Genomic DNA, 25091 nt, shown 5'->3' on the forward strand with positions numbered 1-25091 from the left:
ACTAATTGAGCAATCGGTTTATCATTATCTTTCATAAGGGAGGAATTCCGTAATGAGCCGCAGAAAACGAGGCATGATGTCGGAAGAACTAAAGACAGAGTTAGCCAAGGAGCTTGGTTTTTACGAAACTGTGGAACGTGAAGGCTGGGGAGGAATACGGGCGAAGGATGCCGGCAATATGGTAAAAAGAGCGATTCAGCTCGCTGAAGAGGCCGCGCGGAAATCTTAATCTTTAGCGTGTGAACAATTATTTAACGAAAAAGGGTGCGTCCAACTGGCGACACCCTTTTATTATTGGACTTCATTAGAAGTTTTTCATATAATATGTTAAGTTGTTTTTACGGGAAAAGCTGAAGGTGGGTGAACGCCTTGAAAATGTATGAGAAGGCACCAGCTAAAATCAATTTGATGCTGGATGTGCTGCACAAGCGTGCTGACGGTTTTCATGAGGTGGAGATGATTATGACCATGGTAGATCTAGCAGACCGTTTAGAGCTGTCTGAGCTGCCAAGGGATACTATTATAATATCAAGTCAAGCGGGTTATATTCCTCTAGATGAGAAGAACCTGGCCTTTCAAGCGGCTAGGCTTATTAAAGAGCGTTATAACGTGAAGAGTGGTGTACATATCCATCTGGATAAAAGAATACCGGTTGCAGCTGGCCTGGCTGGCGGCAGCAGCGATGCAGCGGCTACGTTACGTGGCCTGAACCGACTGTGGCGCCTAGGAATACCTGCGCAGGAGCTGCAGGAGCTTGGCGCTGAGCTTGGCTCAGATGTGCCTTTCTGTGTTACAGGTGGTACTGCCTTGGCAACAGGTCGTGGCGAGAAGCTGACGCCGATTAAGAACCCTCCGCAATGCTGGGTAGTTTTGGCTAAGCCACCTATCAATGTATCGACAGCGGAAGTATACGGACGTGTTCGGAGCAATAATATAGCTGTGCATCCTTCGGCTAGAAGGATGCAGGATGCGATCGAAGCTGGAGATTTTGGGGGCGTATGTAATCATTTAGGCAATGTGCTTGAGGATGTTACCCTAAAGCTACATCCAGAGGTCCAGCAGCTCAAAGAGGCGATGGTTAAGCTCGGAGCAGACGGAGTGTTAATGTCCGGCAGCGGACCTACTGTATTCGGTTTAGTGTCCAAGCAGTCTAAAGTAGCAAGAATTTATAATGGACTGCGTGGGTTCTGCAAGGAAGTCTATGCAGTGAGATCACTCAATTAGTATGCTTCTCTTGTGTAAACCCGTACAAAAGTGATATATTTTTCATAAAATATTCGGTTTTGGCGAGGAGCATTCCGTGAAGAAATTAAAAAGAAGCCAACGTTTGGTAGACATGACTCAGTTTTTACTTGAGCGGCCACATGACCTACTGCCGCTGTCTATATTTGCCGATCGGTATGGAGCGGCTAAGTCCTCCATCAGTGAAGATTTGGCGATCATAAAAGAAGTATTTGAAGGTGAGGGCATTGGTGAGCTTCAGACCTTGGCCGGTGCAGCAGGTGGAGTACGTTATATTCCTGTGATGCCTAAAGAAATGGCGCTCTCTTTTGTTAAACGTTTATGTGTGCAGTTGGAACAGACAGATCGGATACTGCCTGGTGGTTACTTGTATATGTCGGACCTGCTTGGACTGCCATCTTTGATGGAGCAAGCGGGGAAGATCATCGCAACGGCCTTTTATGGATCGGAAATCGATGTGGTGATGACAGTAGAAACTAAAGGGATTCCGCTAGCCTATGCAACGGCAGCGCAGCTCGGCTTGCCAGTAGTGCTGGTACGACGTGACCATCAGGTTACAGAAGGTTCAGCAGTAAGCATTAATTATGTATCTGGATCACATAAGAGTATACACACCATGTCTCTTTCTAGACGAGCACTCAAGGAGAAATCGCGGGTACTCATTGTAGATGACTTCATGAAGGCAGGCGGAACCGTTCGAGGGATGGTTGATTTACTCGGTGAGTTCAATGCCGAAGTTGCTGGAGTGGGTGTATTGGTCGAATCTGGCGCAGTAGAGACGGAAGAGCGTCTGTTGCATGACTATGTTTCTTTAGTGAAGCTCAGCGAGGTAGACTCGAAAGAGCGGCGGATTTCCGCGCATCCGGGCAACTACTTTTCCTCTTGATAGATTGGTATTTCTTTGTTTTCAAAAAGCGTGGAAATTGTCGAAAACGTAAGAGATATTAAGAAAATGACCCGATGCGTGTCGAAAACAACGAATCCTAAAAAATATATTTCTTTTTTAGGTATTTTATGGAATCAAAAAGAAGGAATTCGCTTTGCTGTGTGGAATTATACACCAAGTCTCTGATGGAAAAAGGTGGTGAACACACACATGCAAATTACGGATGTCAGACTCCGCCGCGTTAACTCTGAGGGGAGAATGAAAGCAATCGCATCCATTACAATCGATAACGAGTTTGTTGTTCATGACATTCGCGTCATCGATGGTAATAACGGGATGTTTGTTGCAATGCCCAGCAAGCGTACACCGGATGGCGAATTCCGCGATATCGCTCACCCGATCTCTTCGGGAACACGCGAGAAGATTCAATCCGCGGTTCTAGCCGAGTACGATCGCGCCGCTACTGAAGAAGAAGAAGAAGTTATTGAAGAGGGAGCTTAGGCTACCTCGGAAGACGGCTACCTTTTGGGTGGCGTAGGATCCGCCGTTTTTGATAAGATCATACCGAATATACTTCATGACTTAAGCAGCTTGATCTTGCAAGAAAAGCTAGCGCTAGTGAAGGATTTGACGACATCTTCGAAAGGCAGCGATAAATGCTTTTCTAACATGGGGTTTATAGAAAAGAGAACCATGACTTCATGGTTCTCTTTTCTTTTTGCCCGGAATGAGATATATTCAGTAGTGAGTTCAAGAGTAGGAGGTTGGCATTCTTGAAAAGAATGGCTGTAGTTCTTGCCGCAGGTCAAGGCAAGCGAATGAAATCTAAATTATATAAGGTGCTGCACCCCGTTTGCGGTAAGCCAATGGTAGGGCACGTGCTTGATACAGTAGAAGCGACCGGATGCCAGCGCACCGTTGTTGTTGTTGGGCATGGCGCAGAGAAGGTTAAGGCCTATGTAGGGCAAAGTGCGGAATACGTGCTGCAGGAAACTCAGCTCGGTACGGGTCACGCTGTCAAACAAGCTAAGGATTTGCTCGGTGGCGAAGAAGGAACGACGATTGTTGCTTATGGTGACACTCCGCTTATTACATCGGAGACGCTGATAGGATTGATGGCTCTGCATGAGGAGCGTCAGGCAGCAGCGACTGTATTAACTGCAGTAATGGATGATCCATCTGGATTAGGACGAATTATACGTAGTGAAGATGGCGGCTTAATGAAGATCGTCGAACAGAAAGATTGTAATGCCGAACAGGCAGCTATTCATGAAATCAACACAGGAATTTATTGCTTTGATAACATCAAGTTATTTTCAGCTTTAGAGAAGGTTACTAACAGCAATAATCAACAGGAATATTATTTGACAGATGTTATCAGTATTCTGCGTGAGCAAGGTGATCTTGTTCTAGCATTCCAGACTGAGGATGCTAACGAGTCTATTGGTGTTAATGACCGTCTAGCTTTATCTGATGCGGAAGGTATTATGCGTCAACGTATTAACCGCAAACATATGCTGGGTGGCGTAACCATAATCGATCCTGCCTCGACATATATCGGAGCAGATGTAGTCATTGGGTCAGATACAACGATTTATCCAGGAACCATCTTGAAGGGTAAAACTGTAATCGGTGAGAACTGTGTGATCGGACCGGCAAGTGAAATCGAAGATTGTCAGATCATGGATGACGCAACGATTAAGCAGTCCGTATTGAATCAAGCACAAGTTGGCGCACGGACTACCGTTGGGCCTTTTGCCTATTTGCGTCCAGGTTCTATACTTGGAGAAGAAGTGAAGGTTGGCGATTTCGTCGAGATCAAGAATGCTACGATAGGTGACGGTTCTAAGGTGTCGCATCTTAGCTATATTGGCGACGCATCTGTGGGTAAGAATGTAAACGTCGGTTGCGGTGCGATTACTGTTAACTACGACGGGTATAATAAATTTACGACAACAATTGAAGACGATGCCTTTATTGGCAGTAACGTTAACCTTATCGCACCGGTTTCTGTGGGCAAGGGGGCTTTTGTTGTAGCTGGTTCGACAATTACACGTTCCGTTTCAGAGAACGATCTGGCTGTTGCCAGAGTACGGCAGGAGAATAAACCGGGATATGCAGAGAAGATCCGTTCCCGTGCAAAAGCGAAGAAAGACCACTCGAGTCCATCGTAAAGCGTTGCTAAGAAGCGCCGGACGGACTTATATTTCCGCGCCGGCGCCTTTGGAAAGCTAAATTCCGTCACGGAGGGTTTAAATTTTATGACTTATTGTGATTCCAAATTAAAGATTTTCACCTGTAACTCCAACCCAAAGCTTGCTAGTCAAATCGCTGATTACATCGGAATTCCGATGGGTGAATCGCATACTACAAGTTTTAGCGATGGAGAAATCCAGGTCAAGCTGTCAGAGAGCGTTCGGGGTTGTCATGTGTATATTGTTCAATCCACCTGCGGCCCAGTTAATGACAACCTAATGGAGCTTTTAGTTATGGTGGATGCACTCAAACGCGCCTCCGCAAAAAGCATCAATGTGGTTATCCCTTACTATGGTTACGCTCGTCAAGATCGGAAAGCTCGTTCCCGTGACCCTATTACGGCCAAGCTGGTAGCAAATTTGATTGAAAAAGCCGGCGCTCACCGTGTAATTACGATGGACCTCCATGCTATGCAGATTCAGGGATTCTTTGATATTCCAGTGGATCACTTGCTGGGTGTTCCCATCCTGGCTCAGTATTTCCGTTCCAAACAAATCGAGAACCCAGTTGTCGTATCGCCAGATCACGGCGGTGTAGTACGTGCAAGAAAGCTTGCTGACTTCCTGAACGCTCCGCTTGCAATTATAGACAAGCGTCGTCCAGAGCCGAATGTCAGCGAAGTCATGAACATTATCGGTAATATTGAAGGTAAAACAGCCATTCTGATCGATGATATTATCGATACTGCCGGAACTATTGTACTTGGTGCTAATGCTTTGATGGAAGGCGGCGTGAAAGAAGTATACGCTTGCTGTACACACCCGGTATTGTCTGGTCCTGCACATGAACGTCTGGAGAATTCTCCAATTAAAGAGATTATCGTGACAGATACGATTCCAATTCGCAGCGCGAACCCAACTTCTAAACTCAAAGTGTTGTCCGTGGCTCCACTTATGGGTGAGGCAATTATCCGCGTTCATGAAGAGTTGTCGATTAGTAAATTGTTTGAAATTGAATAAATATAATCAATAAATACAAGCATAAATGCTCTACCGTCCTTATAAGGTCGGTAAGCGTTTAAGCGAGAAATATAAGACATATAGTATAATGTGAAGCTTATACTTTCTTATATTTGTAAAAAAGGGTTACACCTCCGTTCTCGGAGATGTAACCCTTATCGGCGTGATGCAGGTAGAAGCGCTGGCTTCAATACCCGGCGCGGGAGACGAAGGTGAATATGCTGCGGTTATAGAGTGTCCCTTGCAGCTCCACGAATCCTTCGTCCACTGCTGTCAATACACCAATGTCAATGTGCACGTCGCCTCTGTATATTTCCACAGGCACAGCATATTGGATATGGTACTGAAAATCGCGCTGATGTGTTAAGATTCCACCTTGATGTTGCATAGGTTATCACCTGTCTTCGGAGTATAATTTCGCTCTGGTTGCTTAAGAGTATGCAGATAAGATCTATTGTACCAAAAACGGACTTCTCTTGCCGGAGAGCCCGCATGGAAAGGAAAGGTTCGATAATGAAATGGATTGTCGGATTGGGAAATCCGGGAACACAATACGCGAAAACCAGGCATAATGTTGGTTTTATGGCATTGGATGAGCTTGCGGCTCAGAACGGGATTTCTTTCAACCAAAGCAAATGTAAATCTGTGATCGGTGAAGGCGTTATCGGGGGAGTCAAAACCGTATTGATTAAACCGATGACCTTTATGAATTTGTCCGGTGAGGCTGTTCGAGCTTATATGGATTATTACAAAGTTAAACTAGAAGATATGATCGTCGTCTACGATGATCTGGATACCGAAATTGGGGAAATTCGCTTGCGTTATCAAGGTAGTGCTGGTGGACATAACGGAATTAAATCGATCATTCAGCATGTAGGTACACAAAGCTTTAATCGGGTACGAATGGGTATTTCTCGTCCTGAACCGGGTTTTGCAATAGTGGATTATGTTCTCTCTTCTTTTCCTAAAAAAGAAGGGGATCCTCTGAAGCAGATGATCCTTAATACTTGTGATGCACTGGAGTTTAGCTTAAAGAATTCATTCGAACAGACGATGGCAAAATTCAATGGTTGATCTGTAAACTCTGTTGTTATGAGGCTAAAGATGAAGCTCCCCGGACATACTGAAGGTATATAGTACCTTCAGGAGGCATATAGATGGCAATAAACTATGTATGTAGGCACTGCAAGACATCTCTAGGCAGCATTAATAGAAGTGATGTTACAGAAATGCAGTTGGGCCTTCATTCCTTGACCCCTGCGGAGCGCAGAGATATAATAGCGTATAATTCAGAAGGTGAGATCACGATAAAGGTGACTTGCGACTATTGCAAGGAGGCTTTAGAGCATAATCCGGAGCTTAGCCTGCTGACGAGTCCGCTTCAGTAGGTGATAGCGCCTGTCTCTATCGTCATCCGCAAGCCTTGGCGTTACAGCTGAGGCTTCTTTTCGATTCCAATCATAATAGGTGACGGTCGCTTTGACTTCCGTTAGCCTGTTTAGTAAGAGAGGTGCGCCTGTTGTTACAAGGTATTATAGAAGCTTTTTCCAAGGATCCCGATTTCCAGTCTATCACCCAGGGTGTAGCTGCAGGTATGAAAGAGCAGCTCATATCGGGGCTTACAGGTTCAGCTAGACAGATCATGCTTGCAGCACTGCATGAAGAGACAGCTCGTCCCTTGCTTGTGGTGACTCATAATATGTTTTCGGCTCAGAAAATGGCCGATGATTTACAGGAAGCGCTTTCCCCGGAACGAGTTCTGCTCTATCCTGCTAATGAACTTGTGGCTGCGGAAGCTGCTGTCTCAAGTCCAGAGACATTAGCCCAGCGTATTGATGTACTGACCAAATGTGCTCAGGGCTTTCGAGGTATTGTTGTAGTTCCCTACTCGGGAGTGCGCAGACTGCTCCCTGCACCAGAGGTTATGGCAGAGGCGCAGGTTACGGTTTCTCAGGATGGAACGCTTGCTCTGGACGAATTCTTGATGTCCATGATCGAAATGGGTTATGAAAGAGTAGAGCGGGTTGAGAATCGCGGTGAACTGAGCGTTAGAGGTGGAATTATTGATTTTTATCCAATGACTTCTCCTTTGGCATATCGTGTTGAGTTGTTTGATGATGAAGTTGATTCCATCAGAACTTTTGATCCAGTGGATCAGCGTTCTATTGATAAAGTACGAAGTGTGAAGATTACACCGGCTAAAGAGATCATTGCGAGCAGGTTTCGCCAGGAATCCGCTTCTGCTGAAGCATCTGTTATGCTGGAACGACAGCTTGAGAAAATGGCGGATCGGCAGGCTAAGTTGCGTCTAAAAGAAGAAATTGGACGCGAGCTAGAAATGCTGCGCGAAGGAACCTATTTTCCTGAAATCTATAAATATATCAGTCTTTTATACCCTGAACGCTCTCATTTATTTGATTACATGGCCCAGGATACGATCCTTATTCTCGATGAGCCGACAAGACTGCTTGAAACGGCAAAACAGCTCGAAAGAGATGAATCGGAGTGGAACCTCCATCTGATGCAAAACGGCAAAACATTGCCGGATCTGGATCTCTCTGTCGAGACAGATGTTGTGATGTACAAACGTCCGTTCCAAAGCCTGTTTATGTCGATCTTTTTGCGCCAGGTGCCACACATTCAACCACAGAATATTCTTGGGTTTATTAGTCGTGGGATGCAGGATTTCCATGGTCAGATGAATGTGCTTAAATCGGAAATGGAGCGTTGGCAGAAGTCTGGTGTAAAGGTAATGATGCTTGCGAGCAGTGAAGAACGGATTGAACGTGTACGCAGAGTCCTTTATGACTATGGTATTGATGAGCCAACGATCGTACAAGGAAACCTGGGTTCAGGCTTTGAGCTGCCTTCTATTCATCTAGCCGTTATCACTGAAGGAGAGATGTTCTCTCAGAAGCAGCGGAAGGCACGGAAGATCTCTAAAGGGATAGATAATGCTGAACGGATCAAGAGTTATACTGAGCTGAAAATTGGTGATTATGTTGTTCACCAGAACCATGGTATCGGTAAGTATATGGGGATCGGTACGCTGGAGGTCAGCGGTATTCATCGCGACTACATGCATATTTTATATGCGGGTGGCGATAAGCTCTCGGTTCCGATTGAGCAAATTGACTTGATTCAGAAATATGTCGGTTCAGAAGATAAAGAGCCGAAAGTATATAAATTAGGCGGTAATGAATGGACGCGGGTAACGAATAAGGTTCGTTCTTCCGTTCAGGATATTGCTGATGATCTAATTAAACTGTATGCCGAACGCCAAAGTGCAGCAGGGTATGGTTTTGAGAAGGATACACAGGAACAGCGTGAATTTGAAGAGATGTTCCCTTATGAGGAGACTCGGGATCAGCTTCGAGCGATTGAAGAGATTAAGAAGGATATGGAACAGAACCGTCCAATGGACCGACTCCTTTGTGGAGACGTTGGTTATGGGAAGACGGAGGTAGCTATACGAGCAGCCTTTAAATCAGCGATTGAAGGTAAACAGGTGGCTGTGCTGGTACCGACAACGATCTTGGCTCAGCAGCATTATGAGACCTTCCGGGAACGCTTCGCTAATCATCCTCTTAATATTCAAGTCTTAAGTCGTTTCCGCAGCCGTAAGGAGCAGAATGAGACGATTAAAGGCGTTCGGGCAGGAACGGTCGATGTGGTTATTGGAACCCACCGTTTGTTGTCTCAGGATCTTGTATTTAAGGATCTCGGTTTATTGATTGTGGATGAGGAACAACGATTTGGCGTGACTCATAAAGAGAAATTGAAAAAGTTAAAAACGAATGTAGATGTTCTCACCCTGACAGCAACGCCAATTCCTCGTACACTGCATATGTCGATGCTGGGAGTGCGTGATCTGTCTGTCATTGAGACACCGCCGGAGAACCGTTTTCCCGTGCAGACTTATGTTGTTGAGCATAGTCAGACACTTACTCGGGAAGCTGTAGAGCGCGAATTAGCCCGTGGGGGGCAAGTCTACTATCTGTATAATCGTGTGCAGGGCATTCAAGAAATGGCCGCTCAAATTTCCATGCTTGTTCCTGAGGCTAGAGTAGGTATCGGACATGGCCAAATGTCGGAAGCTGAGCTGGAGAAGACGATCCTTGATTTTCTTGATGGAGAATACGATGTACTGGTCAGCACAAGCATTATTGAGACGGGGGTAGATATTCCTAACGTAAATACACTTATTGTGCATGATGCGGATAAGATGGGCTTATCTCAGCTCTATCAATTACGTGGACGTGTAGGCCGGTCCAACCGGATTGCGTACGCCTATTTTACCTATCAGCGGGACAAGGTTCTGACTGAAGTTGCAGAGAAGCGGCTGCAGTCTATTAAGGAATTTACGGAACTCGGTTCGGGTTTCAAAATAGCGATGCGGGATTTGTCTATTCGTGGTGCCGGTAACTTACTTGGTGCAGAACAGCATGGTTTTATTGCATCGGTAGGATTTGATTTATACTCACAAATGCTGGCGGAGGAGATCCGCAAGCGTAAGGTTACTGTGCTTGGAGAGGAAGATACCTCGCTCAAAGAAGGCAATACAGTCATTGATTTGTCGATTGACGCGTATCTGCCGTTCGAGTATATTTACGACAGTATCCAGAAAATTGAAATTTATAAAAAAGTTGCGGCAGTTACCTCTTTCGATGATGCTTCTGAGCTTGAGGATGAGCTCTTGGATCGGTTCGGAGAATTGCCTGAAGCAGTCGTTAATCTATTAACTGTGGCTCGTCTGAAAGTGTATGGAAAAATGTATGGCATTGATTCCATGATCAGACGTGGTGATGAGGTTACCCTGAATTTCTATGAGGGGAGTCTTGGCGCTCTGGATACGGCGAAACTCGCCAAAGTTGGAAATAGCTTCGAAAGACGTGTACAATTCGATAGAGATGCTAAAGCCAGTATCCGAGTGAAGTCGAAAGACTTAAGTGATAAACAGCTGCTTGACTTGCTTGAACAGTTTCTTAAGGAAGCTAAACAGTCTTTTAAATCGAAGGGAGAACTACACAATGTCGTTAAATAAAAAAAAATCATGGAAAGTACTGCTCGTTTCATTGGTAGCAGCGGTTTCCTTTTCTATGCTAGCAGCATGCGGTAGTAGTGCTGATGATAGCAAGGCAGTTGCGACTTATAAAGGTGGAACAATTACAGAGAAGGAATTTTCTATGGATCAAAAAATCATGAAATTCCTCTCCCCACAGCAAGCGCAATATTTAGAGATTGAGGCGTTTAAGGAGTCTATTTTGAAGCAGGAAGTGGGCTTTGAATATTTGGCTTCCAAAGCAACGGATGAAGCGAAGAAGCAGGCGAAGAAAGAGGCAGATAGCCAAATTGCTGACTTGAAGAAAGCCCTGGGCGACAATTATAAGAAAACACTTAAAGACGCTGACGTTACAGAAGGCGATATCCATAGTTATATGGAGCGTGTGCTGACGGTTTATCAGGATATGCTGCTTAAAGTGACAGACGATCAGGTTGTCAAAGAATTTGAAGCTACAAAAGGTGACTTTACGGTAGCGACTTTGCGTCATGTGTTAATCGGTCTGACCGATGCTAACAACAAAGAGCGCACTAGCGAAGAAGCACTGAAAATCGCGAAGGAAGTTAAGGCAAAGCTGGACGGCGGAGCTGATTTTGCAGCCATCGCTAAAGAATACACTGACGATACAAGCTCTAAGGAAACGGGCGGAGAATATAAAGATAAAGCTGTAGGAACATATGTAGATGAGTTTAAGAAGGCTGCTCAAACCCTGCCTTTGAATACCATTAGTGATCCTGTAGAGACTTCTTATGGTTACCACATTATCAAGGTGGAGTCCCGCACCGACAAAACCTTTGACCAGTTAACGGATGAACAAAAAGAAGGCATTAAGAGCTCCATTGTGTCCAAGAACCTGGAAGCGTTCATGGAGAAAGATCTGGAAGGCATTATTGAGAGCATCAATCTGCCGAAGAGCTCTGCTGCTGCAGACGAATCCGGAACAAAAAATAGCGGAACAGAAGCCACTACAGCGCCAAGCGCATCCCCAAGTGCTACAAAAGCTGCTGAATAAACATCGGTAAAAATGGACAAGCTTACCTTAGAAAAGCCATCCTCACTTAATGTGAAGATGGCTTTTTTATAAATATAAGGAGTATAAGTTTCACGCTATACTTTTTCCTTATATTTCTCGCTTAAGCGCGTACCGTCTTTATTGAGGACGCCGAAGGCGCTTATGCTTGTTCGAAGAAACATCTTCAGAACGGCCTTTATCTTGATGCAGATATTAATACATGTCAGCTTATGTATAAGGATCTGGGAAGAGATGAATACTATGGTCAGATATTACGATAAATCACTGGGATTATCCTTTCCCATAATGGACAGTAGTAAGACCATACTTCTTAAGAAAGCGGGGCACATGTGAAATGAAAGCTACTGGAATTGTTCGGCGTATTGATGATCTCGGACGAGTGGTTATTCCCAAAGAAATTAGACGTACTCTACGGATTAGAGAAGGCGACCCACTGGAAATTTTCGTCGATCGGGACGGTGAAGTCATACTCAAGAAATATTCCCCGATTGGCGAGCTTGGTGACTTTGCAAAAGAGTATGCGGAGTCCTTGTTCGAAGGTACTGGACATATTACGATGATTGCTGATCGTGATACCTTTATTGCACTTGCTGGGGGCTCCAAGAAAGACTATTTGGAGAAACAAGTAGGAATTCTTTTGGAGAAGGTCATGGATAGTCGTAAGACTGTACTGGAAACCAACGAAGGCAGTTATGAAATCGCTAAAGATCATCCGGATTTGGTGTCCTCATATGTAGCCTCACCGATCATTTCCGGTGGAGATCCTATAGGTTGTGTAGTGATGGTAAGCAAGGATGATTCGGCGAAAATGTCGACAATGGAAGTGAAAATGGCCGAAACCGCCGCCGCATTCCTTGGCAAGCAAATGGAGCAGTAACCGTAATGTAGACCCCGCTTTCCTTTTGGTAAGATATACAAAGGGTAAACGGGGTTTTGTCGTTCTTACAAAACCGTTTCTACTTGTGGGTATACATACGTTATAATATAGAAATTCATCCCATTAAAGTTGTAGAAGCAGGTATTTTATGAAATCTAACACACAAACATCACGGCTCTTACAAGGGGCATTTATTCTAAGTGCAGCAGCCATTATTTCAAAGCTTATAGGTACACTCCAAAAAATCCCGCTGCAAAATCTAGGCGGAGATGCGGTATTTGGTATATACAACACAGTTTATCCTTTATACACGATGTTGTTGACGGTAGCAATGCTAGGTCTGCCAGCGGCCATATCCAAATTTGTCGCTGAAGCCTCTGCAGGAAGGCGGGATGACGAGGGTCGAAGGATTCTGCGGTTAACTGCAATTATAACAGCCATAAGCGGTTTGGTTATCGGAGTAATCACCTATGCAGGTGCGCCCATTATAGCTGGGTGGGTCGGTAACTCGCATGTGATGCCCGCTTTGCGGACAAGTGCTTGGGGACTTGCGGTTGTTCCAATCATGTCAGCTCTTCGCGGTTATTTTCAGGGTCTTCATAATATGGTTCCGACGGCTGTGTCACAAATTGTAGAGCAGTCCGTACGTGTTACGGTAATGATTGTACTGCTCTTATACCTGGCCTCACTGGGTGCAGGCGCTGAGAGCATTGCTGCTGGCGCATTGCTCGGATCAGCCGGGGGAGGGGCAGCAGGTCTTGTGGTTATGCTGCTGTTCCTGCGACGTCATCGGCGGAGGTTAAGACAGGGCACCTCTGTAGATGCTGCTGCTTCTGTCGAAAGCCAGGATTTAAAGCCGCCTAACGCGGAAATTAAGGGGCGAGCCAATCAACGGTTTATGGGCGTTAAAGCAGGTGCCTTGCTGGCTTATGGCATTCCTGTGATGCTTGGCGCGTTGGCAATGCCCCTTATCGGGCTTGTAGATGTATTCACCGTACCTCGTTTGCTATCCTCTGTAGGAAGCGAAGTGGAGGCGATGATACAGTTTGGAGTGTACAATCGTGGTTTACCGCTAGTGCAAATTGTAACGATGATTGCCACTTCATTGTCCGTCGTGTTCATTCCAGCCTTGGCAGAGGCGAAGTACAAGGGAGATACGAAGCTGATTGAGAACCATTGCAGCTTATCGCTGCGTTGGTTCTGGCTTCTAGGGCTAGCAGCCTCGGCGGGCCTAGCGGTGCTTGCTGAGCCGATTAATATGGCTCTTTACGGCGATACGGCCGGCAGCAGCACTATGACTTGGCTGGCCTTAACCGCTGTTGGCGGTACGGTCAGCATCATCTCAGCTGCGCTTTTGCAGGGCCTCGGCTACGTGCGCGCCCCGGCCCTACACCTTTTGGCCGCCGCGCTGCTCAAGGCGGCCCTGAACCTGCTGCTGGTTCCGCAGCAGGGCATTACCGGCGCAGCCATCGCTGGCGTGGCCGCGCATTCGTTCGCAGCAGCGCTTAACGTGCTGCTGCTGTACCGCCAGGGCCATCTGCGGGTTCGCCTCGCAGATGCCCTGGCACGGCCCGCGCTGCTTACAGCGGGCCTGGCTCTTGCCGCCGCAGCCGCCAGCTGGGGCGTGGGCGCTGTGGCTACGGCCGCTGGCATCGGCGGCGGGCGCACTGCCAGCTTGGCGCAGAGCCTGCTCGGAGTGCTCGCAGGCTGCGCTGTCTTTGCCGTAGGGGCTATAGTCCTGCGGCTCCTTAGCGAGAGCCAGCTGCGCCAGCTTCCGGGCTTCGGCCCGTCCCTGGCAGACAAGCTGAAGAAGCTGCGCTTATTCCCTTAATCAACTTCTATATCACAATATAAAAATGCGGTCTGCTGAGACAGCCGCTTAAGAGGAGGAACAGACATGAGTGCAACATTAACGGTCGTCGGTCTGGGTTCAGGTAACCCTGATCGATTGACGCTAGGAATTATAAAGAAGCTGAAGGCAGCATCCGTTGTCTATGTCCGCACAAAAGAGCATCCAGTCATGGCTGCCCTCTCCGAGCTTGAAATAACTTCACAGTCCTTTGATGGATTGTATGAATCATTATCCTCGTTTCCAGAGGTGTATGCAGCGATTACTTCAAAACTGATTGAAGAGGCTCAGGCAGCAGCAGACGGTACAGATATTGTTTACGCGGTTCCGGGTCATCCTATGGTTGCGGAATCAGCGGTTTCCCAGCTGCGCGAGCGGTGTCCTGAGGAAGGCATTGAACTGCAAATATTGGGTGGAGAGAGCTTTCTCGACGAGGCGTTTGTTCGACTGGGGTTTGACCCCATTGAAGGGTTTCAGTTACTAGATGCTTCAGGCATTCGCAGTGCTCAGCTTCAGCCTGAACTTCACACCCTGATTGGTCAGGTGTACGATAGCTTTACAGCCTCGGAAACAAAATTATGTCTGATGGAGCTGTACCCGCCTGAATATGAAGTTGTTGTGGGGCATGCACTCGGTGTTGAGAACGAAGAAAGTATTGTAAGAGTGCCACTGTACGAACTGGATCGACTCGACGGTTATGGTAACCTGTCATTAGTTTATGTACCTGCGAATCGTGATGAGAAGCTAAGAAATCGTACCTTTGCCCGTCTGCATGAAATTGTTGATATTCTTCGAAGCCCGGAAGGTTGTCCATGGGACCGGGAGCAGACACATGAATCCCTGCGCAAAAATTTAATCGAAGAAACCTATGAAGTCCTTGAAACGATAGATGAGGATGACCCCGATCATATGAGAGAGGAGCTGGGCGACCTTTTGCTGCAAATTATGCTTCACTCTCAAATGGAGGAGGAGCTAGGCACATTTAACGTGTATGACGTCATTGAAGGGCTGAATGATAAGCTTATCTTCCGTCACCCCCACGTATTTGGGGATACCCATGCGAATGATGCCGAAGAAGCGCTGAAGAACTGGGAAGGCATGAAGGCAGAAGAGAAGCGGCGTAAAGGTGTGAAGCCAGAGGAATTATCCGTTCTTAGTGGTGTTCCGCGTGACCTGCCTGCCCTTATGAAGGCATATAAGCTTCAGAAAAAAGCATCCAAGGTGGGCTTTGACTGGGACAATGCTACGGATTGCATAGCCAAGATTCGTGAGGAGATCGATGAGCTGCAGGAGGCGATTGACACAGATGCGGCGACAGATGAGCAAATTCTGGAACTTGGGGATTTGTTGTTTGCAGTTACGAATGTAGCTCGTTTTATCGGTGCAGATCCGGAAGAGGCATTAACCCGGACTAACCGCAAATTTGTGCGCCGGTTTCAATATATTGAGCAAAGCTTGCAGCGCAAGGGAACGAGCGTAAAGGATAGTAGTTTGGAAGAGATGGAAGAACTGTGGCAAGAGGCTAAGGCTGAGGAGCGTAAAGTCTAGTATTTCACAACCCCTTTGCGGTATATGGACTCCACAATGAGGCAATGCTGTGGATGTAGCTTTTATTTTCTGATTTAGAATGTGGCCAGTAGTTTAATAGTGCTATAGAATAGATTCTGCGACGATTTCTGAGAAATAACTGCTTCTTTTTTAAAAAAACGACGAATCGTGGCAGGATTTTAAGGTGACATCAAGAATAACATAAAGACGAAATGCGATTCGCCCCATATTATGGCGGCGATTCTCGTTTCATTTATTTTTTCGTATCCTAGGAGGAACTTTAAATTATGAACAAGACAGATTTGGTAAACAACATTTCCGAGAAAAACGGATTGGCAAAAAAAGATGTAGAAGCAGTATTGAACGGATTCTTGGGTGAGATTACAGAAGCTTTGGCAAAAGGTGATAAAGTCCAACTGATCGGTTTCGGAACTTTTGAAACTCGCAAACGTGCAGGACGTACTGGTCGCAACCCGCAAACGGGCACAACGATTGAAATTCCAGAATCGACTGTACCGGCTTTCAAAGCTGGTAACAAGCTTAAAGAAGCCGTTAACTAATGCGTCTTGACAAATTCCTGAAAGTGTCCCGTTTAATTAAGCGCCGTACAGTGGCCAAGGATGTGTCCGAACAAGGCCGGGTACTGATTAACGGGCGGGAATCTAAACCTAGTAGTGCAGTTAAGATCGGTGACGAGATTACTGTACAATTTGGACAAAAGCTTGTAACGGTCAAAGTAGAAAAGCTGGTCGAAACGACTCGCAAGGACGAGGCCGCGGGTATGTATACTCTAGTTCGGGAAGAGCCTGTTGCCAAAAGCAGCGGACTGGACTGGTAAGAGTAATAGAAGAAGGCATAACTTTACATTTTGTAGAGTTGTGCCTTCTTTTTTTCTCTCTTATTTTAGAGGGACGGGATGTTCTATAACTTCTACTTCTGCCATAGATTAGAGGTAAGAAGGAGGGGTACATGCTATGATCGAGCCAGGAAAGGTAAACAAACAGCATGATCTGCACATGCGCAGTCGGAAGCAGTTAGAGTTGACGGGCGTGCAAAATGTGGAGAGCTTCGACAGCGAGGAATTTTTGCTTCGTACAGAACTCGGCCATCTCACCATTCGCGGGAATCATTTACATATCAAAAATTTAAGTCTGGAGAACGGAATGTTGTCCTTAGAGGGCAATGTACATTCCCTGATTTATCTCGATCCCGGATCGCAGGGCAAAAACAAAGGTCTGCTCGGTAAGCTATTTAAATGAATCCTGCAGTCCAGTGGGTGACGCTGTTCTACATGATCATGGCCGGGTTGGCAATGGGACTGGCCTATGACAGCTACCGGGTGCTGTCGCTGAAGTTCAATTTTCCCAAATGGCTGAATGCCATGCTAGATCTACTGTATTGGCTTTGGGCTGCCTTGCTCGTTTTTCGTATGCTTTATGCCGGAAATCAAGGACAATTGCGGTTTTATGTCTTTCTAGGTTTGTTTCTAGGAGTATGGATCTATTTTTTAATCTTCAGTGTTACGGTGCGGCGTTTTGTGTTAAGGTTAATTCAATCGGTTCAGTATATGTGCAGGCTGCTTTGGAGACTTGTGGAGATCCTGATAGGTACACCTCTTCGCTGGCTTTGGCGATTTGTTTTAGGACTGCTAAAGCTACTAGGTCGTATTCTGCGGTTCATCTTTAAGCTTCTGCTGCGTCTGACCAAACCAATTTGGGTATTACCTGTTAGGTGGATCTCTCCACAGTTATCTCGGCTGACACATAGCGCCTGGATTGTGAAGATCACTGGATGGATTACCAAATGGCGGAAACGCTGACCTTGAATTAGGGGGTACGTTACATGAACAGATTTACTGCGGAAGAGAAGAGTAATCATAGCAAAAATTCGGCCGCAGGCGCGAAGAGAAGAAGATTTATGTGGATTGTCTTTGTGGCAATATTTTTTGGTTGGGCGGGTTATACTTACTTCGATCAAAGCGCGGTCATTGCGGACAAGGGCAAGGAGCTTGCAAAGAAACAGGAGACTAGTGAGGATGTCATGGCATCTTTAACTCAATTAAAATATGAATTATCCAGACTTAATGATGACGAGTATATTGGCCAATTAGCACGTAAATGGTACAATATCTATCCTCAAGGGGAAACTCCTATTCGAACAGAGCAATCAGAGCAATAATAGCGGCTAAAAGAGGCTTTTACTCTGTTGCCTTGCTTTGCTCTTTACTGTATAATCAAATCACCGCAGACAGGATGACCTTAATATTCGTCTGTATATTTTTAAGGGAGGATCATTTTATTCTATGGCAATTGAAGTGGGCACCAAGTTAGAAGGCAAAGTGACAGGCATCACGCATTTCGGAGCATTTGTGGATCTGTCAGGAGGTGTCACAGGTCTCGTTCACATCTCGGAAATCGCCGATAATTATGTCAAGGATGTTAACGATCATCTGAAGATTAGTGATGTAGTAACAGTCAAGGTGATCAACGTCGATAAGGACGGCAAGATCGGACTTTCCATTAAGCAGGCTGTTGACAAGCCAGCATCGGAAGTACGTCCGCCTAGAGCTCCAAGACCAGAACGTCCTAGCGGCGGAGACCGTTTCGGCGGCGGTGGCGGCAGTGGTGGTGGAGGCGGCGGTGGATTCAATCGTGAACGGGGTGGGCGTCCATTTAAGCCTGCAGCCGGTAAACCTTCATTCGAGGATAAAATGTCGCGATTCCTGAAAGACAGCGAAGAACGGATATCTTCGATTAAGAAGAACACAGAAGGAAAGCGCGGAGGCCGTGGAGCTAAACGCGTATAATCCAATACCTGTACATCATAAATAACCGCAGGGGCATTTCGCCCTTGCGGTTTTTTTGTCATGTCATATAAAATTGCCGACAGCATCCATGTCATTCTCACATAACTCTAGGGCAATCGCTGACGAATGACCGCCGCGTTAGCGCGTGAAATTACGTTGCAAACAATCTTGAAACCAATCAACCTACCGTCCCGCAAGGGATAGAACCACTTTTTTACAGATCATGAATGAAGGCTTTTTTGTCGGAAATTTCTTATGTGTGTCCCTCCATTTTTGACAAACTTTCTCAAATCTCCGGTTATATAATGAGTAGCATAAATTCTTAAACGGGTGGTGTAGGGGAATGAGTAAAAGCAATGTGGTAAATTTGCCAGAGTGGACAAGAGTGGGAAGTGAAGATAAGAAACAAAGACAAGCCTTACGTACGCGCATTACAGCTTGGGTTCAGAAACAGCGGTATATGCAGCTTATAGCCGCGAAGAAATGGATGGTTTTGCTCAGTTTCATGGGATTTTTGCTGGGTAGAGCCATGATCTTGGACGAGCTATCCCCTTTTGCTGTCGCATATTTCGCCGTCATTGTGTTTATGCGTCGTGACTCCATTTTACCTGTGGCTGCAGCGATTATAGCTGGAAGTCTCTTCACTCCATTCCCCGGAGCTTTAGTTACTACTGCTGAACTGATTATTTTCTATCTAGTCTACAAAGGGCTGGAAAGTTATGAACGAATAGATTTGTCCTATGCACCATTGATGGTGTTCGTGTCTTCGTTTATGGTTGGTCTGTTCCAGATCGTTATTGGACCGTCTCTTTCCTGGTATCCGCTTATGATGATAACACTAGATGCTTTATTAGGCTTTGTACTTACACTGGTCTTCATTCAAGCGCTTCCTCTACTAACCTATAAGCAAAAGAGTAGAGCGCTCAGGAACGAAGAGGTCCTATGCCTTATTATCTTGCTTGCCTCTGTAATGACTGGTCTTGTGGGTTGGACCCTTAATGGTTTGTCTTTAGAACATATATTGTCACGATATTTGATTCTACTGTTCGCTATGGCAGGGGGGGCTCCACTTGGTGCGGCTGTCGGGGTTGTGACTGGGTTGATTCTCAGTTTGGCGGATATCAGTGCTATTTATCAGATGAGCCTGCTTGCTTTTTCTGGAATGCTAGCGGGAATGATGCAGGGGGGTAGAAAAGGTGCAGTATCCATCGGGATGTTGCTAGGATCCACGATCCTTTCCGTCTATTTTACGGGTCCGGGTGATATGATGGCCTCGACATGGGAAACCTGCGTAGCTGTAGTGCTATTTCTTATAACGCCTAAGGCGATGATATCTGCCATTGCTAAATATGTTCCGGGCACGTCAGATCATAGCCGAACTCAACACGAATATGCGCGAAGGGTCAGAGATTTAACAGCAGAACGGGTGACGCAATTCTCACAGGTATTCCAGCAGCTGTCGAGCAGCTTTGGGCAGATTCCACGTGCCGGAGAAGTAGGGAAGTCAGACCGTGAGATGGAGGATTTCATGAGTACGGTGACAGAGGGCGCCTGTGCAGGATGCATTCGGCGTTCCCACTGCTGGGATGCAAAATTCTATCAGACGTATAGATACATGACAGATATGATGACTACTGTTGAGGAATGCCCTGATATTACGGCAGCTCAGCTACCTCCGGAATGGAGCCGGATTTGCGGTAAAACTGGCGAAGTGCTTGAAGTCATGAAAGGACAATATGATCTTTACCAACATGATATGCGATGGAAAAGACAAATATACGATAGTCGTCAATTTGTTGCCGAGCAGTTATCGGGCGTGTCACAGGTTATGGAGGACCTAGCGCGTGAAATAAAACGTGAGGGACAGGCTATGTATCGTCAGGAAGCTCAAATCCGTGAGACATTGGAGAAGTTAGGGTTGTCTATTCATAGCATCGAAATCCTAAGTTTAGATCCTGGGCGTGTAGAAATAGAGGTGGTACATGCCTATACTCGTGGTTTTGATGAATGCCGTAAAATGATCGCTCCGCTCCTTTCTGACATACTAGATGAGAATATTGCTGTCATGAGCGAGACGGCAGTCCATCCCCGGGAAGGATTGTCGATGGTTACCTTCGGTTCAGCCAAAGCCTTTGAGATAAACACAGGAGTGGCCGTTGTTTCTAAAGGCGGAGATATGCTATCTGGCGATAGCTTCAGTACCGTAGAGCTTGGAAACGGCACCTTTGCAGTATCCATTAGTGATGGAATGGGAAATGGTGAGCGGGCGAGAATGGAGAGTAGTGCCGCCCTCGGCATGTTAGAAAAGCTACTGCAATCCGGTATGGATGAGAAGCTGGCTGTAAAGTCGGTAAACTCTATTCTCTTATTACGTTCTCCTGACGAGTTCTATGCTACCGTTGACATGGCTTTAATCGATCAGTATTCCGCGCAGACAACTTTTATGAAGATTGCTTCCGCACCGAGCTTTATCCGCAGGGGTAGTGAGGTTATTCCAATAACCTCTAGCAATCTGCCTATAGGAATCATTAAAGATATCGATGTGGATCTGATCAGCATGCAGCTTCGGGCGGGTGATATTTTAATTATGATGACGGATGGTATTTATGATGCGCCTGGATATGCCGTTAATAAGGAGATATGGATGAAACGGTTGATCCAAGAGCTTGAGGGGGATGATCCTCAAGATTTGGCGGATAATCTGTTAGATAAGGTAATCCGTTATCAGGGCAATGAGATCCATGATGACATGACCATTGTCGTAAGTCGTGTAGATCATTTCCACCCAGAGTGGTCCAGCCTGCATATGCCTGGTGTCGGGCGAATGGAGCGTCCGCGTACGGTGAGCTAGTTATTTTAGGTTTAGGTTTAGTAGGTTTTAATGTTGGGTACGCGCGAAGCGCCGTATTGCTTGTATGTTTAAGCACGCACGAAGTGTCGTGTTGCCTATATATTTGCATTGAGCGCAATGCGCCGTGCTGCTATAGGAGGTTTAAGTACGCGCGAAGCGTCGTGCGTGCTTGGAAGTCGAGGCGAGTCTGTGATGTGTAACTCGCCGGCCTCTACTATTTACGTTTCAAAGGTTCGCTGACTTTGGAGCGTAATTTTTTAGATCTAAACTGTTTACTAGTGAAGGTACGGAACGGAGAGAAAGTTTGGAGCTGTAGAAGCGGAGCGTTCGCCTTTATTATTTGATTTCAACCGCAGAGGGCGGTTTTAATAGAGAAATCAAATAATAACAGCGATCGAAAGCCCAAACATTTCTCGCAGTTCCCCTATTCACTAACTCCTCTATTTTGATCTAAATTTCCCCACTTAATAGCGACCGTTTGAAATCTCTCATTTCTGGATATGCTAGAAACAGAGGTTCAAACAAAGGGGGAGTTGAGGGTTATGAAGCAAATTATGCTCATTACTGACGGTTGTTCGAATGTAGGAGAAAGTCCGGTGTTGGCAGCGGCGCATGCCCTGCAGGAGGGAATCACCGTAAATGTGGTTGGTGTAGTTGATTATGGTACGATCGGCGAACTCGGAAGCCGGGAGATTGCCGACATTGCCAAGGCCGGGGGAGGCCTTAGCCGGATAGTCGGAACGCCACAACTGGCGCAGACGATTCAAATGATGACACGCAAGACCGTGGTTCAGACGATCCAGCAGGCGGTTAATAAAGAGGTAAAAAAGATACTAGGCGATGGCTCACTGGATCAGTTACCTCCTGTTCAACGTTCACAGGTTGTTACAGTTGTAGATGAACTGACAGAAACAACACCGCTGCGCATTGCACTTCTTATCGATGCCAGTGCTAGTATGAAACCTAAATTGGGTGCCGTGGAAGATGCTATCCGTGATTTGGCGCTAAGTTTGGAAGCACGGGAAGGTAAAAGTGAGATCGCTGTGTTCCATTATCCTGGAAATAACAGCAGTGAAGATGCCAAGCTTGATCTAGATTGGACCCATGACATGTCAGGTATTCGTACGTTATTCTCTAAATTACACATGAGAGGCGCGACACCGACGGGTCCAGCTATTTTCAAGGTGCTTGAACATTATCGTTATGATACACTGGATGAACATCGTGGACGCCGACTAAGTGATGACCACGACGAAAGAGAAGGGATGATTGGTGGGTATGTCGTCTAATCCGTCCTATCCTACTGGTACCTTAATTAACGGCAAATGGCGGGGTAACCGTTATGTCGTTGAACGGATGCTGGGAAGGGGCGCGAACGGAACCGTATATCTTGTGCAAAGAGAAGGCAGACGGGAAAGGTACGCGCTAAAAATCGGATACGATACACTTGAACTTCAATCGGAGATCAATGTATTAACCTCGCTGCAATCACGGCGAAAGCGGAATGAACATCGTGCTCGTCGTGAGAATCCATTGTCTTCTTATTTTTTGGAAGCGGATGATTTTGCGAACGGGGATAATGTCCCCTTCTATGTAATGAGGTATGTTGAAGGCAAACCTCTGCATCATTTTTTATCGAAAAACGGTCCCGACTGGTTAGGCCTGGTTGGGCTTGGTCTGCTTGATAAGCTGCGCACACTGCATGAATGCGGTTTTGTGTTCGGGGATTTGAAGCCGGAGAACGTCATGGTATCAAAGTATGGCGAAGTGGAGCTGATCGACTTTGGGGGTACAAGTCCTATGGGTCGCAGTGTGAAGCAGTTTACTGAATGGCATGACCGTGGCTTTTGGAACGCAGGCAGCCGTACGAGTGATGAGGGTTATGATCTATTCGCTTTTGCAGTACTGTGCCTCCGTCTTTTGAATGAAGAGGGGCTCAAGAAAGCTGCGCTACAGCTGCCGCAGACAAGAAGTGTAGATGAGCTGTTTAAGCTGGCTAGAAATCTACCCGACAAGAAACTATCCTCTTGGATTTGTTTGGCGTTAAAAGGAGGTTTCTCCGGTTCCGCAGATGCTACAGAGCTCTGGCGAAACCATATTTACAATTCGCGTAGAAAGCGTCCTGATAGTATGGACACACCTCGCTGGCTCAAAAATGCTTTTGGGTTATCCTTGTTCGTACTTGCCTTTACAATTTATTGGGTATTTCGGTTTTGAACTTATACATATAGTAGAGAGAAGGGGGGCCGCATATGGAGCAAATGAATGGACTGGTGGAGTCAGTATTGGAGTCGGCAGCCGAGCACGAGCTGTGGGCGCCCCATGACACCATTGTAGTCGCAGTTTCCGGCGGCCCGGATTCTGTGGCTCTTTTGCATGTTTTGCATGAAATAGCTTTAAACGTTATGCCACTTACCCTAATATGCGCTCATGTGAATCACGGATTTAGACCGGAGTCTAAGGAAGAGGCAGAGCTAGTACGTGGTATGGCTCAAAAATTGGGACTGCCCTTTGAGTTGGCCGAATTTGATATTCCTTCTTTGGTCAAAGAGAGTGGACTCGGTCCTGAGGGGACAGCACGCGAGAAGCGATACGAATTTCTGATTGATACCGCACACCGTTATGGGGCACGCTCCGTTGCTCTGGCTCATCATGCGGATGATCAGGCAGAAACAGTGATTATGCGTCTATTGCGAGGAAGCGGTTTATCGGGGCTGTCGGGTATCAAGTGGAAAAGAACAGAAAAAAAGGTGGAACTCATTCGTCCATTCCTACGTATTAACAAAACGGCTCTTCTTGGGTTATGTCAGAATGAAGGTTTCACCTATGCCGAGGATGCGACTAATCTGCTGACCAAATACAAGCGGAATGCTGTTCGATTGGAGGTTCTTCCTTTTCTGGAAAGGTATAGCAGCAGAGTGAGGCAGTCACTTGTGCAGCTTGCGGAAATTGCAGGAGCTGAGGATGAATATATGGAGGCATCTGCGGTAAAATGCTTTGAGGAGCTGGTTTCGGAAGGGGAAGGGAAATATACCTTTAACAGAGCTTCATTTGCGGCCACACCCTCCGCTTTACAACGGCGTTTGATTAAACTAATATTAAATTATCTGTCGGCGGATCTATCTGCCCTTGATTTCTCCAAGATTGAATCTGTACGTCGGGGAACGCTGCAGAGCTATCCCACCACCTGGAGTTTGGATTTAGGTGGAGGCCTGACTTGTGTGCGGCAATACGATATCATCTTGTTCTCGTCCAAGCCCGCGCAGCAACAGGCAAGCTATACATATCGTCTGTTTTTACCGGACTCCGAGCTTAAGCTGGAGGAAATAGGTAAGGTGATGTCGATGGCGGTGCTGGAGAGAGAAAACTTTTTTGTACAGGGGGAGGATTATGGGAAGATGTCGGCTTGGTTTGACCGTGATGAACTGGTCTTTCCACTAACGATTCGTTCCCGATTGCCTGGAGATACCATAAGAGTCATGGGATTAAACGGAAGCAAAAAGGTAAAAGATATTTATATTGATGATAAAATACCTGCTGCTGAACGCTCAATGATCCCACTCGTTTGTGATGGTTTGGGCAATATCGTCTGGATTCCGGGCGTAAGACGCTCGATGCATGCCGCAGTAGGGCGGCAAACGACCTCGGTACTTCTATTGTCTCTAGCAGAGCTGGATGACCGTGAAGAAACGTAATGGTCGATGTAAGTCTTTCATAGTATA

The 25091-nt window shown here is 46.3% G+C and carries 24 protein-coding genes; 23 read left to right on the top strand and 1 reads right to left on the bottom strand.

The genetic code is table 11. The features are described from left to right. Positions 1-52: 52 nt before the first annotated feature. From M2444_RS32135 to M2444_RS32160, 6 genes are all read left to right on the top strand, one after another. Positions 53-229, top strand: a complete 177-nt coding sequence (locus tag M2444_RS32135) for a small, acid-soluble spore protein, alpha/beta type (RefSeq protein WP_042183837.1) — start codon at positions 53-55, stop codon at positions 227-229. A gap of 140 nt (positions 230-369) precedes the next feature. Continuing rightward, the gene (ispE, locus tag M2444_RS32140; RefSeq protein ID WP_094872022.1) at positions 370-1224 is read left to right on the top strand and encodes a 4-(cytidine 5'-diphospho)-2-C-methyl-D-erythritol kinase; all 855 of its coding nucleotides are present in this window, start codon (positions 370-372) and stop codon (positions 1222-1224) included. A 76-nt stretch (positions 1225-1300) separates the two neighbouring features. Next, positions 1301-2128: a pur operon repressor gene (gene purR, locus M2444_RS32145; RefSeq protein WP_042183840.1), complete on the top strand. Its 828-nt coding sequence runs from the start codon at positions 1301-1303 to the stop codon at positions 2126-2128. Positions 2129-2338: 210 nt separating this feature from the next. Continuing rightward, positions 2339-2629: a septation regulator SpoVG gene (gene spoVG, locus M2444_RS32150; RefSeq protein ID WP_042123119.1), complete on the top strand. Its 291-nt coding sequence runs from the start codon at positions 2339-2341 to the stop codon at positions 2627-2629. Between the two features lie 272 nt (positions 2630-2901). After that, positions 2902-4302 (top strand): bifunctional UDP-N-acetylglucosamine diphosphorylase/glucosamine-1-phosphate N-acetyltransferase GlmU, encoded by a 1401-nt coding sequence (gene glmU / locus M2444_RS32155; protein ID WP_042183845.1) that lies wholly within the window; start codon positions 2902-2904, stop codon positions 4300-4302. A gap of 87 nt (positions 4303-4389) precedes the next feature. Further along, a complete protein-coding gene (locus tag M2444_RS32160; RefSeq protein ID WP_036678796.1) occupies positions 4390-5343 on the top strand; it encodes a ribose-phosphate diphosphokinase in 954 nt (317 codons plus the stop codon). Between the two features lie 187 nt (positions 5344-5530). On the opposite strand, the gene M2444_RS32165 is transcribed toward M2444_RS32160, so the two are convergent. Next, the gene (locus M2444_RS32165) at positions 5531-5731 is read right to left on the bottom strand and encodes a hypothetical protein (protein WP_094872014.1); all 201 of its coding nucleotides are present in this window, start codon (positions 5729-5731) and stop codon (positions 5531-5533) included. Positions 5732-5856: 125 nt separating this feature from the next. Here M2444_RS32165 and pth point away from each other — a divergent pair, with 125 nt between their 5' ends. The 17 genes from pth (at position 5857) to tilS (ending at position 25064) form a co-directional block, all read left to right on the top strand. Continuing rightward, complete coding sequence (gene pth, locus M2444_RS32170) at positions 5857-6417, top strand: aminoacyl-tRNA hydrolase (RefSeq protein ID WP_280789021.1); 561 nt, start codon at positions 5857-5859, stop codon at positions 6415-6417. An 83-nt stretch (positions 6418-6500) separates the two neighbouring features. Further along, complete coding sequence (gene fin / locus M2444_RS32175; RefSeq protein ID WP_094872013.1) at positions 6501-6731, top strand: anti-sigma-F factor Fin; 231 nt, start codon at positions 6501-6503, stop codon at positions 6729-6731. Positions 6732-6862: 131 nt separating this feature from the next. Continuing rightward, on the top strand, positions 6863-10387 hold the full coding sequence (gene mfd / locus M2444_RS32180; protein WP_280789011.1) for a transcription-repair coupling factor: 3525 nt from the start codon (positions 6863-6865) through the stop codon (positions 10385-10387). After that, positions 10374-11417: a peptidylprolyl isomerase gene (locus M2444_RS32185; RefSeq protein ID WP_280789012.1), complete on the top strand. Its 1044-nt coding sequence runs from the start codon at positions 10374-10376 to the stop codon at positions 11415-11417. The genes mfd and M2444_RS32185 overlap by 14 nt, the downstream gene beginning before the upstream one ends. 355 nt (positions 11418-11772) lie before the next feature. Continuing rightward, a complete protein-coding gene (gene spoVT / locus M2444_RS32190; RefSeq protein ID WP_094877222.1) occupies positions 11773-12315 on the top strand; it encodes a stage V sporulation protein T in 543 nt (180 codons plus the stop codon). Positions 12316-12463: 148 nt separating this feature from the next. Next, entirely contained in the window at positions 12464-14146 is a 1683-nt protein-coding gene (locus M2444_RS32195; protein ID WP_280789013.1) for a putative polysaccharide biosynthesis protein, read from the top strand. 66 nt (positions 14147-14212) lie between these two features. Continuing rightward, on the top strand, positions 14213-15712 hold the full coding sequence (yabN, locus tag M2444_RS32200) for a bifunctional methyltransferase/pyrophosphohydrolase YabN (protein ID WP_094877224.1): 1500 nt from the start codon (positions 14213-14215) through the stop codon (positions 15710-15712). Positions 15713-15999: 287 nt separating this feature from the next. Then, positions 16000-16272 (top strand): HU family DNA-binding protein, encoded by a 273-nt coding sequence (locus M2444_RS32205; protein WP_036678778.1) that lies wholly within the window; start codon positions 16000-16002, stop codon positions 16270-16272. Continuing rightward, positions 16272-16550: an RNA-binding S4 domain-containing protein gene (locus M2444_RS32210; protein WP_042183857.1), complete on the top strand. Its 279-nt coding sequence runs from the start codon at positions 16272-16274 to the stop codon at positions 16548-16550. The genes M2444_RS32205 and M2444_RS32210 overlap by 1 nt, the downstream gene beginning before the upstream one ends. A 136-nt stretch (positions 16551-16686) precedes the next feature. Continuing rightward, entirely contained in the window at positions 16687-16971 is a 285-nt protein-coding gene (yabP, locus tag M2444_RS32215; RefSeq protein WP_042123140.1) for a sporulation protein YabP, read from the top strand. Further along, positions 16968-17531: a spore cortex biosynthesis protein YabQ gene (yabQ, locus tag M2444_RS32220; protein ID WP_094877225.1), complete on the top strand. Its 564-nt coding sequence runs from the start codon at positions 16968-16970 to the stop codon at positions 17529-17531. Before yabP ends, yabQ begins: the two co-directional genes overlap by 4 nt. A gap of 23 nt (positions 17532-17554) precedes the next feature. Then, positions 17555-17890, top strand: a complete 336-nt coding sequence (locus tag M2444_RS32225) for an FtsB family cell division protein (protein ID WP_094872000.1) — start codon at positions 17555-17557, stop codon at positions 17888-17890. Positions 17891-18014: 124 nt separating this feature from the next. Continuing rightward, on the top strand, positions 18015-18518 hold the full coding sequence (locus tag M2444_RS32230) for a S1 domain-containing RNA-binding protein (RefSeq protein ID WP_094871998.1): 504 nt from the start codon (positions 18015-18017) through the stop codon (positions 18516-18518). 343 nt (positions 18519-18861) lie between these two features. After that, a complete protein-coding gene (gene spoIIE / locus M2444_RS32235) occupies positions 18862-21369 on the top strand; it encodes a stage II sporulation protein E (protein ID WP_094871997.1) in 2508 nt (835 codons plus the stop codon). A gap of 542 nt (positions 21370-21911) precedes the next feature. Next, positions 21912-22658, top strand: a complete 747-nt coding sequence (locus M2444_RS32240; protein ID WP_042183866.1) for a vWA domain-containing protein — start codon at positions 21912-21914, stop codon at positions 22656-22658. Then, positions 22648-23586, top strand: coding sequence for a serine/threonine protein kinase (locus M2444_RS32245; protein ID WP_179283689.1), 939 nt, complete (start codon positions 22648-22650; stop codon positions 23584-23586). Before M2444_RS32240 ends, M2444_RS32245 begins: the two co-directional genes overlap by 11 nt. A 35-nt stretch (positions 23587-23621) precedes the next feature. Continuing rightward, complete coding sequence (gene tilS, locus M2444_RS32250) at positions 23622-25064, top strand: tRNA lysidine(34) synthetase TilS (RefSeq protein WP_280789014.1); 1443 nt, start codon at positions 23622-23624, stop codon at positions 25062-25064. Positions 25065-25091: the final 27 nt, after the last annotated feature.

It is taken from the genome of Paenibacillus sp. PastF-3 (genome assembly GCF_029893135.1).
Taxonomy (GTDB): Bacteria; Bacillota; Bacilli; order Paenibacillales; family Paenibacillaceae; genus Paenibacillus_AQ; species Paenibacillus_AQ nitricinens.